Here is a 17103-nt window from a genome sequence, read left to right on the forward strand (position 1 = left end):
CAGACCTGCCGTCAACCGCCGGTCGTGCGCCATAGCCTGCGCTGCTGCCGCCATAGGGTAGGCGTTTCGTCACTGCCCAAGTGCCACGAGAGGGCGCCGTGTCGCGCGCTGTCCAAAACAACGATGCCCCGCTCGGCCAGCCGTGCCGATACCTGTGCATGGGGATGGCCGAAACGGTTGTTCCAGCCTCGGGAAATCAGTGCCCAGCGGGGCGACAGCGCATTGAGCAGTGCCGCCGAGCTGGACGTACGGCTACCATGGTGAGGCACTTGCAGCCAATCCACTGTCCAGGCCGGGTTAGCGGTGATCAATGCCCGCTCAGCCTGGGCGTCAATATCACCCGTGAGCAACAAACGCTGCCCGTTCGCCTCGACCAACAATACACAGGAGGCGGGATTGGGGCTTCGGGCGTTGGGCCAGCGCCAGGGTTCGAAGCGAACGCCGCTCCATGTCCAGGGCTCGCTGCCTTCACAACCCTCGGCCTGCCAGCGAGCAGGCGCAGTGCCTGGCTCACCTGCCAGTACACGGCCAGGGGACAGTGCGTCTACAACGGCCTGCGCACCGCCACTGTGATCGATATGGTTATGGCTGACTACAAGCGTATCCAGTTGGCGTACACCCAGGCGACGGAGGCTGGGCACCACGATGCGGTCGCCCGCATCGCCTGTGCTGTACTGCGGTCCAGCATCGAACAGCAGGGCGTGATCACGGGTCCGTATCAGGATGGCCAGCCCTTGGCCCACATCCAGTTGCACCACCTGCGCTTGCCCCCAAGGTGGCCGCGGAAGCGGTGCAAAGCCCAATTGCAACAGGAGAGGAAGGCCGGCCCAGCGCATCGGCAACCCGCGCGGCAGCAGCAGCAACAAGGCGCCACACAACGCCAGCAGCCAAGCCCACGGGGGAAGCTGGGACGGCAACCAGAGTGGTGAGGCTTGGGCTGCCAGCCCCAGCAGCTTGAGCAACAGCTCCAGCGCGTTACCAGCTACCCATAGCAGCGGCTCACTTCCCCAAGGAAGCCAGAGGGCTGCGGTGCCTAGCAGCGCTGCCGGAAGGGCAACCAGGCTGACCCACGGCACCGCCACCAGGTTGACCACAGGGCCGGTGAGGCTGACGGCCAAGCCCAGCGCGGCCATGACCACAGCCAGCCCTACAGCAATGCACCATTGGGCACGCCACCAGGCCTGCCACCATGCCCACCGCCCTAGGCGGCCGGCAAACGCCAGCAGCAGTACGGCAACGGCTGAAAAAGACAGCCAGAACCCGGGCGTAAGGCTTACCAACGGATTGACCGCCAGCACGGCCGCCAGCGCCAGTACCAGTGGCGTGAATACGCCGATGTGCCGAAAACGCCACCGCCATACCAAGGTCACAAGGATCATCAGGCAGGCACGCTGAACCGGTACTTCGAAGCCCGCCAGCGCCCCATACCCCAATGCGGCACCACCAGCACCCAGGCAGGCACAGGGCAGCCATGGCAGCCTGCCTGGCCACCCTCGCCTGCGCGCCAGCCAGGCGACCAGCCCGTATACCAGGCCAGCCACCAGCCCTACGTGCTGCCCTGAGATCACGAACAGGTGCACAGTGCCTGTGGCTTGGAGTACGCGCCATTGTGCGGCAGTGATCCCCGAATCGTCACCCAGTACCAGGGCTACCAGCAAAGGAATGGCAGCCTGTACCTTCGATGCCAATAGGCGCTCCCGCACAGCTTCCCTGACAGCGGGGGGGCCGGCTGCTAGCCGTTCCCCGGCCTTGACCGTTCCAGTAGCCCCTAAGCCTTGGGCAAATAGCCAGGCTTCGTAGTCAAAGCCGCCAGGGTTCACCAGGCCCCGAGGCGCTGACAAGGTGACCGCTAGCCGCCAGCGCTCTCCACTGCGCACCACCGGGCCATTGCGCCAGGTCACCCGTATAAGCGACGGCAGTGCACCGCGCCGGGAAACCGCGCCCTGAACGGTGAAAATCACAGTGGCTTCACTTCGCACCGGCAGGCTGGTTACCGTTCCCTCTAGCCAAACGGTACGGCCGTCCAGCTCCGCCGCCAGTTGCCCTTCGCCAACGCGAATCGCTGCAAGCAGTGCCCATGCCAGCCCAGCCAGGGCACACCCCAGCCAGGTCGCCGGCCTGAGGCGGCACAGCAAGGCAGCCAGACCACCCAGCGCAAGCAGGCAGGCCCACTCGGCAGGCGGCGGCCCCGGCCACCAGCGCGCGCCCAATGCTCCTGCTGCAAACGCCAACAATGCTGCCCGCATAACCGCCCTCCCTGGTGGCCCGTGAAGTATGAACGGGAACCACTACCTAGGGCGGAGCAGGCTGTTACCAGGTTTTAAGCTGGCTTAGGTACGCATGCCACGGCCACTCACCAGCAGCCGGGCGCACGTGATATAGAGCACTACGGTAGCAACGCACATGAAGGTCAGCGCCGTGCCGATTCGGATATCGGACACACCCAAAATGCCAAAACGGAAGGCGTTCACCATGTGCAGCACCGGGTTGGCAAGCGAAAGGGTCTGCCAGATCGGTGGCAACAGGTTGATGGAGTAAAACACGCCACCCAGGTACGTCAGCGGGGTGAGCACAAACGTCGGAATGATGGAAATGTCGTCGAAATTCCGTGCAAACACGGCGTTGACGAAGCCCAGCAACGAGAAAATGGTGGCTGTCAGTACAACCACTATCAGCGTCACACCCAAGTGATGCACGTGCAGGTCGGTGAAGAACAGCGACAGCAGCGTTACGATCACGCCTACTGCCAGCCCGCGCAGCACGCCGCCCAGTGCGTAGCCCACCAGAATGATGTGGGGTGACACTGGGGACACCATCAGCTCCTCGATGGAGCGCTGGAACTTGGCGCCGAAGAAGCTCGAAACCACGTTGCCGTACGAGTTGGTGATCACCGACATCATGATCAGGCCAGGCACGATGTACTGCATGTAGGTAAACCCGTTCATGTCGCCAATCTGGCGACCGATCAGGTTTCCGAATATCACGAAGTACAGCACCATGGTGATGGCCGGTGGTAGCAGGGTTTGTGGCCAGATGCGCATGAACCTGCGCACTTCTCGGTACACGATGGTATTGAGCGCCACGAGGTTGGGCGTGAATTCAGAACTCATACGGCCACCTTCGCCAGGTTTTTTTCCACCAGTGACACAAACAACTCCTCAAGGCGATTGGTCTTGTTGCGCAGGCTTTGCACTTCAATGTTCTGCATGGCCAACTGGCTGAACAGCTGCGTCACACCCACTTGTTTGTCCACCTGAACCTCAAGGGTGTGGGGGTCCAGCAAACTGCAAGGGTAGCCCGCCAGAGTAGGCGCCACGGCCAGGTTTTGCCGCAAGTCCAGCACAAAGGTTTCCACGGTCAACTTGCCCAGCAAGGCACGCATGCTGGTGTTCTCGGCAATGGTGCCGTGGTCGATGATGCCGATATTGCGGCACAGCTGCTCGGCCTCTTCCAGGTAATGGGTCGTCAGAATGATCGTAATGCCCCGCTCGTTGAGCTCGGTCAGAAATGCCCACATGGAGCGGCGTAATTCAATGTCCACGCCAGCGGTGGGTTCATCGAGAATAAGCAGCCGGGGTTCGTGGATCAGGGCCCGTGCAATCATCAACCGGCGCTTCATGCCCCCGGACAGCGAACGGGAGGGCGAATCACGCTTTTCCCACAAGCCCAGTTGCGTCAGGTATTGCTCGGCACGCACCTTGGCGACCTTGGGCGGGATTCCATAATAGCCGGCCTGGGTGACGACAATGTCGAACACTTTTTCAAACTGGTTGAAGTTGAACTCCTGGGGCACAACGCCGATGGCGCGTTTTAGCCTCGCTGGGTCCTTGTCCAAGTCATGGCCGAACACATTGACAGTACCGCTGGTTTTGTTCACCAGGGTAGACAGAATGCCAATGGTGGTGGACTTGCCGGCGCCGTTGGGGCCAAGCAAGGCAAAAAAGTCGCCCTCTGCAACGTCCAGATCAATACCCCTCAGGGCCTGGAAGCCGTTGCCGTAGGTCTTGGTTAACTGCCGAATGGCCAGTGCAGAACTCATGACTGATCAGTACCGATAGGAAGGTGGCGCGAACGTTAAGGGCCACAGGGGTGGATTACAATGCTTGGGGGCGCGTTTCATGCTGACCTAGCATGATAGAGCAGTACAGTCAGTGGCATTGATAGTAACTATCAGCCTGCATGCCCTTGCCGCTTGCCCTTTAACCACCGACCGGCCTAGCGGGGCTTTAGTTTCGCCGGCCTGCCTGCCCTTTCAATAGAAAGTCGCAGCGGGAGGGACAACTGTGACAGCGGCGCCTATACTGGCGCGCCCTTCCCAACTGGAGACCTTCGTGGCCAATCCGTTCGTTGAGCATCACCTGGCGCTGCTGCACCACTTGCGTGGAATTCTTGTGGCGTTGGGCGAGGCCGAGCAAGTGCCGGAAGAGAGCCATGCATTGTTCGTCGAGCGCTTCGATGAGCTGATCGATGCACTGGCCCATGAAGCACCGGAAAACTTTTACCTCGGCCAGGACCTCCTCTGCCAGGTATTCACACGCTACCCGCAGATCGCCCACCTGGTCCCACGCGACCTGCTGTGGTTCTTTGGTGGCGATTGCCTGCACTACATGCCGGATGACGAAATCGACCTGTACCAGCAGTTGGAAGATCGGCGTCATGAGGCCGAAGCCAATGACGAACCGTTCGATTGGAACCAGGAAAAACAGCTGCTGGCCATGTCAGAGACTGACCCGAGGCATTGATACGCGCTGCTGGCAGGGCCTGGTCAGGCCAGGCTACCTGCCCTGCTTGAATCACTGGTCAGGGATAGATGTATTTCAGGATGTAGAGGCTCAGCGCACGAAATACATCTTCTGGCACCCTTGGTATCAAGGACTGCGCTCGCTCCAGCGTCTTGCAACTGAACTTCACCATTTCCTGACGCACGTGCGGGTCAGTCATGCCGGCATGCACAACTTGGGCGTACTGAAGGTACGAACAGGGATAATCTGCCTCAGCGCTACGAAGTATCCTAAATAAAGGATTAACCCCCTGCAGCTGTACGAAGGGCTGCCCATCGTAATCGGCCTGGGGAGTCAGCTGGGCCGGGGCGTCACAGTGGCTGTGACACAATGGCTTGCTGTCCATGCCAGTTTCAATGCCGCGATGATAAAGTGTGATCTGGGAGCCCGGTACTTGCGTGCAGGCATTCTCGAAGGCATCAAGGATCGACTTGGCGTTAAGTTGTGAAGCCTCGATCGCCGACAAGGTCAGGAAACGTTCCAGCTCATTCTTTTCCAGACCCCTTACACCCCGGTCCAGCGTTGCCCAGTGACTGAACTCCTTCTGGCAGGCAATCATATGCACATCGAACTGGTAGCCTTTTTCTACGGCAACGGGTGGAAACTCAGCAAACGCTGGACTATCGAGCGCCGACTCCATGATGATGTTGTAACGGTTGCTGAACGCATACTCAAACACCTTGCGGCCCAGTGCCCAGATGAAGGCCTCCGTGTGCTCATAAACATGCAGCACGCCGTGCTCTTTCATTTGCGCGAAATGAGGATGCAGCTCTCGGAAGGAAGGTAAATACAAACGTACGTAGTTGCTGTAGCGCCCGCTGGGTAACAATGTGTTCTCAAGCAAATAGGTTTTGCCCGAGCCTTGAGCGCCCGCCACGATGAGCATTTTCGGGCCAGGCTCGCAGGTAACGCAGTCAGCGTCCCGACGCTTGTCGAAAAGCGATTCGCTGAGCGTGGCAAACGCCTGGTCCAGGTCGGCGTCGGTATAAGGGTACAAAGAGGTCATGATCATGGCCCTGATATGGATGGGGCCACTACTTTAGGATCGACGACAAGCGCTGGGCGGTAGTTAGGTATGCCGTGCGTGTTCAGCCATGCTGTGAATCACAAGCATGAAAAAAGAACCCTCCGGCCCTTGCAGGTTGATGAAAACTCCTGCTTTCGAGTGAGGGTTTGTTGTTTACGCCGCTCCCATGGTTAGGTGAGCAGCTTTAAGGAGCGTTTGGCGTTTGCATCAGTAAACGCCAAACGCTCGGCTTGCAGCAATTACCTACTGTCGACGTGTACAGCACCTCGGTGGTCAGCGGCGCTACCGACCGCTCAGATCCGCAGGGCGCCACGGCGTTCACCTCCAACACTCAAGACCGCATCAGTACCCACAAAGTGCGGTCACGCTGGGCGGGGGCTATTTCTTGAGTTCGACGTTAACGGCATGGGGTGTCGATCCGTTCATCTCGATAGTAAACGTGACCTCGTCATCCTCTTCCAGCTTCAAGTCTTTGACCTGTTCTGGAGCCAGGTAAACCTTGTCTTTATTTTTATCGTACTGAATCCAACCCCATTTCTTCGCTTCATCGTATTCCACCAGTGTTCCTGTTATACGCGCTACTTCGCTCATGACATTAACCCTCGTTTCATTGACTATGCATGTAGTTTCCCCGCGCCCAAACGCGGAACAGTAAAGCCAGTATCTCTACTACAACCCGGATACAGAAATTATCGTCAGTTCTCTAGGGGCAGACACCCAGCAGGTGGCTACCAAAACCGTACACTGTTGATGGCCGGTAATATATCGTGTTGCAAGTTGCCCAAAAATGGCAGCTTAGGCACTGCCGAACGCTCATGACTGCCCCCCCTTATACTGACCGAGGCCTGTTGCTCCTCAAGTTGCTCCTCAACCAAGGATTGGCTGGTCTCTATCGTACCTTTCAGCACATTGGCCTCGAGCGCAGTGTTGAGAGAGTAGATTGCGTACGACGTGCCGCGCGCGGCCCCTTCTGTATGTATCGATTCGGTTAGGAAACCGCCAACTTTCCCGAGCCATCCCGAGTTCGCCCATTTGGCCGAGGACTGTTCAGCAGCTTCAATGGGGGCCCCCAGGTGGTTCCAACCCTGCCTTACAGCACCGCGCAGGCCTTGCCGTGCCAACCACTGCATAGTGGGGTCCAAGCTGTTGTATTTGAAGCGGCCCAGAGCCCCCATGTTTTGAGGGCCAATTAGACCACCCACCTCGCCGAGGCCGCGTGTAGGACCAAGGCCATTGGGGCCATTAACAAATGCCCTCACCCGGCGCGCACTTCGAATGCCCCTGACCCCTTGCCGCACCATGGATTTGGCGCTCCCCCAAACGGCTTTAGCGCTGCGCCCCGCAGCTTTGCCAGCGCTCCACACGACTTTACCGACCGCTTTGACCACCTTGCTCAGGGACAGCAGCGCTTTGAGGCCAGCCTTGAACACCCCGACAAAGCCGACACAGCTCAATACGCCCGTGACGACCGACGCTACACTTAGCCACCTGGCCACTTCGGGATGGGATTCACTCGTTATAAATGCCGCCACCTCGAAAGCGAACGACGCCACGCTCATCGCAACGATGAACGCTGCCAACATCAGCGATTGACCCGCAGTCATGACGGTCATGAAAATGCCTATCACGGCTACCGTCAGTGAGAATACCAAGCTCCGAAAACGGTTACCGACCGGCATCTTCTGGGTGTCCTGCAGCGCCTTATCGTAAGACTCCAGTTGGTTTTTTTGACCCCAGCGGCTGAGCATGATCGCCCCACTAGGGTCGTGCAGGTTGACCGGATCCGGGCAGTGCTGGTAGTCATTCAACCCGCCGGCATCGAACGGGCTGAGCCAGTCCGGTTGAGCATAACGGCGCAGCGCCGGGTCGTAACTACGGTAGCCATTACCGGCGTGGTAGTGCCCGGTCAAAGGGTCCCTGCGCATACCGTTATAGCCACTGACCAGCCCCTCCAGCGCCGTGCCTTCGCCAAACGGTAGCAGTGGCGCCAGTTCCAGCGTGCCGCCCTTGACTTGCCCGGCGATACCCACCTGTGGATCGTCGATCAGCCAGCGCACCTCGTTTCCATCGTACTGGGCCAGCCCACTGGACAGGCTGATGGCCCTGTTGACCTCGTCGTCTTTGTCATAGTGGATCTCGCCGATCAGTTCATCGCCGTCGTAACGCAGTTCACGGGTGCTTTCGTCGCCCTTGAGGTACTGCGCCGCCAGGCGCCGACGGCCGTCGTACTCATAGCGGGCCAGTACATTGCCGGCGCTGTCGCGGACCTTGTCGACCTGGCCGCTAGCGTTGTAGCTGAAGCGGTGCTGCCCGGCAGCGTCAGTCAGATAGCCGTTGGTGTTCCAGGTCAAAGCGCGTGAGTTATTGCCGTTGGTGATACTTGTCAGCCGAGTCGGATCGCTGGTAGAGCCATAGGCCAGCTCCTCGGTCTGCGCGTTGCCATCGAAGCCGGTGGTGACGCAGCGGGTCAGGTTGCTCAGGGCATCCCAAGTAAATTCCTGTGCCTTGATCGCGTTGCCCTGGGCGTCCTGAGGGCAATGCCTGGCCGCGTTTGCCTCGCAGTCATAACGCTTCAGGCGGTCGAGCGCATCGTAGGTAAAGCGCTCGATGCGTACCTGCTGACCGTTCTCGTAGCTCGTCTTGCTGGCCAAACGACCGTCGCCCCGCCAGGTCAGGCACTGCTTGAAGCACTCGTCGCCGTTGTACAGGAAACGCCGGGTGACTTCCTGGCCAAAGCCATCATGCTCACTAAGCACCCACCATTGCCCACCGGCCTTGAGTGCTTGGGCTTGTCGTGACTGAAGGCGGCCCAGTGCGTCGTAACGATACACGACCTCCTCGTGGTCCTGGCACGTGCGCAACACGCGGCCCTGCTGGTCGGTGAACGCCCGCTGCCAGTGGCCGTCAGCGCGCAGCGAGGCCAGCGGCCGGCCACGCAAGCTCAGCCAGCGATAGCCATGGCGCATGGCGCGTGGCGAGGTTTGCTCGACCCAATGCCTGCCGGGCAGGCTGCCGCTACCCTGGACCTGCTCCCAGCCACACTGCATCGTGGCATCGCTCGCGGGGGAAGCCTGGGTCTGCGTGCCATTGGTCTCGGTGAGGCTGGAGAGGGTCTGTTCGTTTGCTTTGAAGCGCTGCCCCTCAGCCGTTCGAAGGACGGTGAGTTTGCTCTTATCGGGCAGGGTCACGGTATCGTCCGTGAAACTATACTCACGGCTACCGACCGTGCGCGAACTCAAGGTGCTGTCGTGCGTCACCGCCTGCTTCGCTATGACCTTGCCGCCCACCTTGAGTTGAGTAGCATGGGTGCTCAGCCCGTGGTAGCTGTACTCGACGACAGAGGCGTCGGGGCGGGTAATCCGGGTTACCCGGCCCACACCATCGCGCTCCAGACCATACGAACGGGTTTGCGCGCCAAGGGTACGTTCATAACCGATGATGTCGCCTGAGTTGTCGAAGCGTTTGCACAGTTGCAACTGGATTTGGCCGTCACCGTCGACCAGACGCTCTTCCTGCTCGAAGGTGCCGTCCTTGCGGTAGCGGTAATCGATCTTGCGTTGGTAAAGGCACTGTTCGTCAAGGCCTTCTTCAATGCTGTATTGGCTCGTAATGTCTTGCGTCGCATATGGCGCAAATGCTGCGGCATCGCTCGCCGCGCCTGCAGCGTTACCTTGCTCTCCTGTGTGCAGGGCTTGCAGCATGCTGCGCATAGCTGGCCTATCCAGGCCCCCTTGCTCAATGACCCACGCTTGCGGCCCCACGGTCGACGGCGCCGGTGTCATGTCTACCACAGCTTGCCCACCCGGCAAGTAGTCCCATTCGCAACTGGCCAGCAGCTGCGATGCATCCAGCCCTTGCAGGCTGTATTGAGCCAGTGGCACAAACTGCTGGGTGTCGTTTTTGCGCCACTCACACCGCCAGGCCCGTTGCACGCCGTCCAGGTAGGTGCGGCTGATATCCTTGTTCGCATGGGTATGGGTGGCCAACGTGCCGTCGTCCGAATACCCAGTGGTGGTCTGCTCGTCAGGCTTCTGGTCCTTGCCCTTGTTCAGGTACAGGCCCTTGCTGTCCTTCTTAAGTGCGTAGCACGTCTCCTGGGTTACCCGCCCTAGCGCATCGTACGCCCAGTGTACCTCCTTCCCTTGTTTAACCTGCTCCAGAAGGCGCCGCCCATGCCGCGAGCGCAGCTCCTTGCAGAGTTCCTGGGTACCGGCCTGAGTGGTGGTTTTGATTCGTACCAGGATGCCGCCATTTATAGGGTTGTCAACGAACTCCTGGCGGTTGCTCAGTGTGAACACGCCTTCGCCCGCGTCGCTGATTTCGTGGGTGACTTGGCTGTCCTTGACCGACCATGTCCTCACCTTACTGTCCTCGCTGCCCTCACGGGTGGGCGGCGTGGCCGTAGTGCTGCGTTGACGCCACAGCAGCCTGGCAGAGTCGTCGGCCAGGGCCCAGCCAGCGCTGGCGTCGAACAGGCTACCATTGACGTCACCCTTGACCCCTTCGATCGTGAGCACTTCGGCCAGCTCCAACAGCTTCCGGCTGCCTCGCGTCACCTCGCGATAACCGAACAGGCGCAGGCCCTGGGGGTTACCGAAGGGGTCACACTGGTATTCCGCCATGACCGGCGCCGAGGCATGCTGGGGAATGTCCGGGCAGCTCAGGGCTGGCAACGCTTCGAGCCTTTTGATGCCCTTCAGTTGAGCAGCCTGGTCGGGCTTGTTAACCGTGAACGGGTTGTCCCCCGCTTCCTTGTAGTAACACCGATACAGCGTGTGCTCACCGTCAACGTGCCGGTACAGCTCGTTGCCTGCTATGTCCTCGACATGCGTCGCCAGCTCCACCGCGCGCCCCAGCGCATCACGCTCGGCAGGCGTGTAACTGGCCAACAGACGAGTGATGCACGCGGCCAGTTTCGGGCGGTCAGCCTTGTTGGTTTTATCGATGAGCCACTCCAGCAGCGCTTCCTGATGCGGCACCAGCGCCGCCCCTTCCTTCACATTGACCTCACCGCCTTTGGCGCCCGTTTCGAGGGCGTACAGCAGTTCAGCGAACTCATCGCCTGCCCCGGTGTAGCGATAGCCCTTGGTCTCCCTGCGCCGGTCCTTTTTTTTCTGATTCTTTCGTGTGCAGAAGTTGAGCCAATGGCCTTGCGCCGATGCCGACCCACTCAACACTTCGAAACGGTTGATGCTGCCGTTGTGCGTGACGTTGCCGTGAACCAGCACGTGTTGCTGCCGGGACCTATGCGCGCCGCTTTCGTACTCGACGCTGACCACGCGCTGCGCGGTATTCAGGAAGTCCCCCTCGTAGCGATAAGTCGTCACCTGATTTTCTTGACCAGCGCCTGGTACCAGAGCATGCAGTGCTACCCGTGGCAACGTCGGCTTCTCCGAGGGTTGCGTTTCCTCCGCCACGTATTTGACGCGCTCCACCGACCCGTCAAGTTCGCGCAAACCGCACAACACCCGATCCAGGGCCAGGTCGTCGTCGTAGTCGCAATCGATCTGCTGCAATACACGGCCGTTACCATCAGAACCATCATCCGCTCGCCACTCAATGCGCGTGATGCTTCGCAGCAGGTAATCTTTTAGCTTCAGCTCAACCTTGTAACGCTCGGCCTTGCTTTGTGGCCAAATCTGCATTTTCACCTGCGCAGCCGTCTCCTGCGGTGTGCTGTATTCAGCCGTGAACAGCGACTCATCGCCACTCTTGACCGCCAACAGCATGATCTGGCCTTTCTGACGCTTCCATTCAAATGTCAACGTTTCGCCATAGGGCGACTCGATAGTCGACGGCACCAGCACTACGAAGGGCCGCTGATAATCGGCAATGAGTGCTTTGAGCTTGATAATGTTCTGGTCGGTGTGCCACGTACTGATCGCCTCGGCATAATCCGTTTGCGCTGCCGTATAGTAGGGGGCGGTACCGAATATCACAGCGACCCATTGTTGCCAGTGCTCAGGGTTGGCAGGAAAATCCGGCTTGGATTTGTCCCGGATCGCGATCAAGGTTTTCAGTACCTGGTCGTGAAACGACTTATTCGGCTCTTCTTCGTCACCGCCAGGGGCCGCAGGCTTTTTCAGGGTCTCTTGACGGCCGCTTGGCAGGTCGAGGGTGAACTCGCTGTATGCCGGGTTGCTGCGCACCACGCATGAGGCCAGCTTGATTGCCTCGCCCTTGCCCAGTTTGGCCCATTGCTCGTCAGTGAACGTGAACTGAGCACCGTCGGCCAGCGTCAGTACCCGGCTGCGCAATTCCACATTGGAAAAGCGCCAGGCCCAGCCGTCACCCAACCCTGCTTCGTTGGCACGCAGCGCTGAGTAGTGCAAGGTCAGGTCCACCGCCGGCCCCTGGCCTAGCAAGCCCTGCAGGCTAGCCACCGGGTAATGGGCGTGGAACAAGCCGGTGCGCGGGTCCACCCCGGCTTCGCCGTGGCCTGTGGTGTCGAACAACTCGGAGCGGTACGTATAGCCGTAGTCCTCGCAGAGGAAGCTGATTTCATTGTTCTGCTTGAGCGCTTTAGGCGGGGTGAAGCTGACCGGTTTAGGGTCGTTCCAAAACTGACTGGTTTGCAGCGTGCCGATATGACCTACGGTCAGGGCTTCTTTGCCACGTTCAGATTCGGGGCAGTCCAAGTAGAGGTCATACATCTGATCAGTCAGCGGGCCTTGCCAAGTGATGGTGTCGTCGGTGACCGACACCGGCCATACAGCAGTGGCCTCCTTGTGGGATGCTTCAATCGCCCGTATGAGCTCGATAGCGGCGGTGACAGCGGCGGCGTCGGCGGCAGCATCTTCGACAGCGGCATTAAAGGCAGAGTTGGCGGCGGCGGCAGCGGTAGCGGCTTTGGCGACGTACTGTCCGCCGTAGGTCTCGGCGTATTGGGCGGCTCCGACGGCGGCTTTGACGGCGGCTTCGGCATCGGCTTTGGCAGCGGCTTTGGCGGTGGTGACAGCGTGGACGTAATTGTGGGCATCGATGACGGCGTCGAAGAGGGCATCGAAAATAGGGTTGCGGGCCTCGGAGAGGGCCTGGATGATGGGGTCACCGAAGCTGGAGAGGTCGACGGCGTCAGGGGTGTAGACGTAGCGGGCGGCGGCTTGGGCGGCGGCTTCGGCGGCGTAGCGGGCGACGGCTTCGGCTTCGGCTTCGGCTTCGGCGGCGTAGGAGTGGTTGTCGGTGTCGGCGTCGACGTCGGCATAGACCATGACTGCGGCGGCTTTAACGGCGTAGGCGTAGGCAGCGTCGGCGTTGGCGGCGGCGTCGTAGGCGTGCATGTAGTCGTGGGCGTAGGCGTCGGGGTCGCGGTTGTCGAACCACTTGAGAGCAGCAATGGCCTTAGCCGCAACCTTAGCGGCAGGGTCGTGTATGGCATGGTAGACGGCAGCGTAGACCGCAGCCTTGGCGTCGGAGTAGCCTTTAGAGGCAGCGATAGAGCAGAAAAAGTCGATGAACTCAGTGGATCCCAGAACAGCTACGATGCCTTTGACCACCCAATTCCTTGGCGTGGCCTTATTAGCGGCATTAGCAGCATCATCGGGGATGGCATTGACGACAGCAGTAGCAGCGGCAACAGTGGTTAGCGTACTGGCTTCGGCGAACGAGAGAGCGACAGGGAAACCTGCCTTGACCGTAGCCTCCACATAGCTGATGTAGGCCTCCCTGAGTTGTTTGGCCGCTGACTGCCTCGGCACACACGCCATCACGCGGTAGCCCTTATCGCGTGCCGTCGTGTTCAGGCGAAACGCCAGCTCTGAGTCGAGCGAACTGATGGTTACCCCCGGCAGGCCCTCGGTGGGCTCGACGGTGAATGCCACCGGATCAATGGTCTTGTCATGTGGCCATTCGTCAGCACTCAGCAGTTCCAGCCGATAGTCTTCAGTGTCCCACTGCTGGCCATCACCGACGTTTTCCAGCGCCACCTGCAGTTCGGCGTCCCGCAACAGCCATAGCTGCCGGCCGTCCTTGATATACAGCTCTGGCCACTGCTGCGCTTCGATGAAGCTGGCTAGTGCCGGTAACCAGCTTTGTTCGTCGCTGGGCAGTGGTGCAGCGCTGGCCTGGGGCCTGAACAGCGCGTGATGCAGCAAAGACTGGTTACCGGGATGACGCACGGTCACCAGCACGGCATCCTCCGGCGCCTCGAACGCGGACGCCAGCAGCGGGCCTTCGACGTCGTAGTCATCGCCCGGCAACCGGGCAACAATGCGCAAGCCGTCGCCGCGCTGTTCGAGCATCGCCGTGGTCGTGTCGACGCGCAGGTAATCCGCCACCGCCGACTTGGCCAGCGCCGTGGCCCAGGCCTTCAGCCATTTTCCACCTGCACGCTCAGTGCTGGTCGGGGCCCATGGGTGATGGCCGAGCAGGCGCTGGGAGAACGTATCGTAAACCCAGGCATATAGCACGCCACCGTCTGGCACTGCCTGCGTGCCATCGAGCGCACGACAGGCCCACCAGTTCACTTCGGTCAAGGTCACGCATAGCTCAGCACATTGCGGCCCCCAGAACGCGTTTTTCGCCTCGCCCGGCGTCACCGCGCAGCCTGCGCCTTTGACCCCGGCACGCAGCAGGCGGCTGTCACGATTGATCTGCTCGCACAAGGCCTTGCTCCAGCCGCTGTCGGCCTTGGCGGTAAACAGGTGCTGCTCATGCAGCGCCTGGGTTTTAAGGTCGCGTACCTGCAGGCTCAAGGTGTTGCCGCGGCCCAGCGAGAAGCCATCGTCACAAGCCAGTACCTGAACCAGATTGCTGTCGAACGGCGCAGTGCTAAACGCCCGATAGTCAGCCTGACACCACAGGCGCGGATGCTCGTGGCTGCTGGAAAAAGCATCCCTATCGCTCCAGGCGCCGGCCGTGATGGGCAGGCCTGCGGCAGCCACGTCCTTGCTGAAGTCTGTGAGCCACTCTTTTTGGCCAAGCTTACCGGCCTTGGCGGTGTAGTCGAAACGGGTCAGGTTGCCGCTGCGACGGTGCACCAGGCAGGCGCTAACGGTTTCGCCTGCGGCCAAGGCGCGGTCAGCCTTGATCGGGCACAGGCTGTACCAACCACCTTCGACACTGCCCGCCCGCTCCAGGCCGAAGCCCTGCATGTCGGGCAGGGTGCCATCGGGTTGGTCGCTGATCAGGTAGGGCACCTGAAAAGTCAGGTTGCCGTCGATTCCAGTGTCGCGATTGTCGTTAGGCATACTTAGCGCTCCATCCCGATCAGGGCCTCATGGAGCCATTCTTGATTTACCCCTTGAACAATATCTACTGGCAAAAATGCTAGGTATCTTCCCGTAGATCTACGTTAATGCGGAACCCTGCGTTGCCGGATTGAATGCACCGTGCCTACCACGCCTATACCCCCTATTCCGAGATCCACCCCGGGTGTGCCACCTGGGGCCAGTTCGGCCTGACCATCGTCGTCGGCGCCATGCTGCTGGGGTCGGGGCTGGCCTGGGTGGCGCACAGCATCGCCCTGCTGCCTACCTGCATTGTTGCAGCCATTACAGTGGGGGTGTTCGCAGGTGGGGGGGTGTTGCAGGGGTTGAAGCGAGGCCGCACGGACACTTGGCTGCATCGCCGGCTGCACAGCTGGGGCAGCCTCCGCTATCCGGGGCTGACGCAGCGTCTGGGCTTTCTAGCTTTGGGTGCAACGCTCAGGGTTTAGGAACACCCGTCGGGTGTGTGATGAGCTGTTTCAAGAATGAGGTATTGGTGGATTCAGGCATACTGCGCTGGAACGAAAAAAGACGCCGAAGCGTCTATTTTCAAGGACCTACAGACTTCTATGGAACTCTGTAGATCGATATTTGGAGCGGGAAACGAGACTCGAACTCGCGACCCCGACCTTGGCAAGGTCGTGCTCTACCAACTGAGCTATTCCCGCAATGGCGTCCCCTAGGGGACTCGAACCCCTGTTACCGCCGTGAAAGGGCGGTGTCCTAGGCCACTAGACGAAGGGGACAACTGCCCGAAGCACTAACTGCTTGCTTCGTGCCCAACACCTCAACGGTATCGGGTTTTACCCACACCGCCATAAGCAGTGCGCATGTAAACTGGAGCGGGAAACGAGACTCGAACTCGCGACCCCGACCTTGGCAAGGTCGTGCTCTACCAACTGAGCTATTCCCGCAATGGCGTCCCCTAGGGGACTCGAACCCCTGTTACCGCCGTGAAAGGGCGGTGTCCTAGGCCACTAGACGAAGGGGACACGCTACAACATTCACTGCCTGCAACGCCGAGCAAAGTGCTTTACGCTGCAAGTGGCGCGCATTCTAGGGATGGTTTCCACACCCGTCAAGCCCTCGTGAAAAAATTATTCAAATCAAAGGCTTCAGCCCGAGCAAGCCTGTGCAAGGGCCTCAAAATGCCACCGTGGGGCTATGCCCCGCTTTATGCCACGCGCATAATTCAGGCGCCCTGCCCGCCCTGGCGCAATGGGCTGCGCTGTGCACCTGTTTCTGCAGCCACTACACTCAAGCCATTGGTACAAAAGAGGTCAGCCCCGTGACACATATGATGATCGCCATAATCGTGATAGCGGGTATCGCGCTGCTCGTTGCCATCGGCTTTCTCAACAACATGGTGGAAGCCAACAAGGCAGAGAAGGTACGGCTGGGCCATGAGTTCAAGGACCGCCTGCGCCGTTGTGCCGAACTCAATGAACGCTTCCCCGGCCAGCTCACCACGCCGGAACTGAAAATGCTGATGCACCGGCTGGAACACAATGTGGTCAAGCGTGCACTTGCGCTGAATAAAGCCAACCTGGCCCTCAAGGAGCGGCTTGCCGAGCTGGAGCTGGACATGGGCAAGGAAGAGGTGGAGATCAAGAACCCTTCCGTGCCGATTGTGACAGAACCCCAGGCCAAGGACGTGAGCTTCATGATCGAGGGCCTGCACCACCAGATACTGCGGGCTGCCCAGGAAGGCATCTTCAAGCCAGGCGAATCCCGCCACTGGGCTAACGTGATCCGTGGCCTGCTGGTTAAGCTGCACCTGGAGTTTTTCGATAACCTGGGGCAGCAGGCCTTGACTGACGGAGAGCTTGGCCAGGCGCGCCTGGCGTATGAGCGGGCCGTGCAATACCTGAAGAAACAACCCGACCCTTCGCTCTACAGCGAAGAATTGTCCTACGCACAGAAGATGGTCGCCCGGGCCGATGCCCTGCTACAGAACAAGAACCTGCCCCAGGATGGCGACCACAATGCGCTGACCGCCGGGTTGAAGGACACCGAAGAAGAAACCGAGTGGAAAAAGAAGGCGCTCTACGACTAGCTCTCGTCGGTTCCGGCCCCTTGCGCGCTCAGC

The 17103-nt window shown here is 60.0% G+C and carries 9 protein-coding genes and 4 tRNA genes; 3 read left to right on the forward strand and 10 right to left on the reverse strand.

Features of this window, described 5'->3' with window-relative positions; translation table 11 throughout:
* Window positions 1-11: 11 nt before the first annotated feature.
* The 3 genes from HBH25_RS04280 to HBH25_RS04290 all read right to left on the reverse strand — a co-directional run bounded on the left by HBH25_RS04280 (window position 12) and on the right by HBH25_RS04290 (window position 4039).
* Window positions 12-2246, reverse strand: coding sequence for a DNA internalization-related competence protein ComEC/Rec2 (locus HBH25_RS04280; RefSeq protein WP_168081888.1), 2235 nt, complete (start codon window positions 2244-2246; stop codon window positions 12-14).
* An 84-nt stretch (window positions 2247-2330) separates the two neighbouring features.
* The gene (locus HBH25_RS04285) at window positions 2331-3110 is read right to left on the reverse strand and encodes an ABC transporter permease (RefSeq protein ID WP_168081890.1); all 780 of its coding nucleotides are present in this window, start codon (window positions 3108-3110) and stop codon (window positions 2331-2333) included.
* Window positions 3107-4039: an ABC transporter ATP-binding protein gene (locus HBH25_RS04290; RefSeq protein ID WP_168081892.1), complete on the reverse strand. Its 933-nt coding sequence runs from the start codon at window positions 4037-4039 to the stop codon at window positions 3107-3109. Before HBH25_RS04290 ends, HBH25_RS04285 begins: the two co-directional genes overlap by 4 nt.
* A gap of 292 nt (window positions 4040-4331) precedes the next feature.
* Here HBH25_RS04290 and HBH25_RS04295 point away from each other — a divergent pair, with 292 nt between their 5' ends.
* Window positions 4332-4742, forward strand: a complete 411-nt coding sequence (locus HBH25_RS04295; RefSeq protein ID WP_168082658.1) for a PA2817 family protein — start codon at window positions 4332-4334, stop codon at window positions 4740-4742.
* Window positions 4743-4800: 58 nt separating this feature from the next.
* Here HBH25_RS04295 and HBH25_RS04300 read toward each other — a convergent pair whose 3' ends face one another.
* From HBH25_RS04300 to HBH25_RS23495, 3 genes are all read right to left on the reverse strand, one after another.
* A complete protein-coding gene (locus HBH25_RS04300; protein ID WP_168081894.1) occupies window positions 4801-5787 on the reverse strand; it encodes a zeta toxin family protein in 987 nt (328 codons plus the stop codon).
* A gap of 399 nt (window positions 5788-6186) precedes the next feature.
* Window positions 6187-6399, reverse strand: a complete 213-nt coding sequence (locus HBH25_RS04305; protein ID WP_168081896.1) for a cold shock domain-containing protein — start codon at window positions 6397-6399, stop codon at window positions 6187-6189.
* 137 nt (window positions 6400-6536) lie between these two features.
* The gene (locus tag HBH25_RS23495; RefSeq protein WP_168081898.1) at window positions 6537-14996 is read right to left on the reverse strand and encodes an RHS repeat-associated core domain-containing protein; all 8460 of its coding nucleotides are present in this window, start codon (window positions 14994-14996) and stop codon (window positions 6537-6539) included.
* A 134-nt stretch (window positions 14997-15130) separates the two neighbouring features.
* On the opposite strand from HBH25_RS23495, the gene HBH25_RS04315 reads away from it, so the two are divergent.
* Window positions 15131-15463 carry a DUF3487 family protein gene (locus tag HBH25_RS04315; RefSeq protein WP_168081900.1) on the forward strand — a complete coding sequence of 111 codons (333 nt, stop codon included), beginning with the start codon at window positions 15131-15133 and terminating at the stop codon, window positions 15461-15463.
* 143 nt (window positions 15464-15606) lie between these two features.
* On the opposite strand, the gene HBH25_RS04320 is transcribed toward HBH25_RS04315, so the two are convergent.
* The 4 genes from HBH25_RS04320 to HBH25_RS04335 form a co-directional block, all read right to left on the reverse strand.
* Window positions 15607-15682 (reverse strand) — tRNA-Gly (locus HBH25_RS04320).
* A 2-nt stretch (window positions 15683-15684) separates the two neighbouring features.
* Window positions 15685-15760 (reverse strand) — tRNA-Glu (locus tag HBH25_RS04325).
* A 92-nt stretch (window positions 15761-15852) separates the two neighbouring features.
* Window positions 15853-15928 (reverse strand) — tRNA-Gly (locus HBH25_RS04330).
* A gap of 2 nt (window positions 15929-15930) precedes the next feature.
* Window positions 15931-16006, reverse strand: a tRNA-Glu gene (locus HBH25_RS04335).
* A gap of 296 nt (window positions 16007-16302) precedes the next feature.
* Here HBH25_RS04335 and HBH25_RS04340 point away from each other — a divergent pair.
* The gene (locus tag HBH25_RS04340; protein WP_168081902.1) at window positions 16303-17070 is read left to right on the forward strand and encodes a hypothetical protein; all 768 of its coding nucleotides are present in this window, start codon (window positions 16303-16305) and stop codon (window positions 17068-17070) included.
* Window positions 17071-17103: the final 33 nt, after the last annotated feature.

Origin of the sequence: Pseudomonas quercus, from assembly GCF_012033695.1 — a bacterium.
Lineage (GTDB): Bacteria > Pseudomonadota > Gammaproteobacteria > Pseudomonadales > Pseudomonadaceae > Aquipseudomonas > Aquipseudomonas quercus.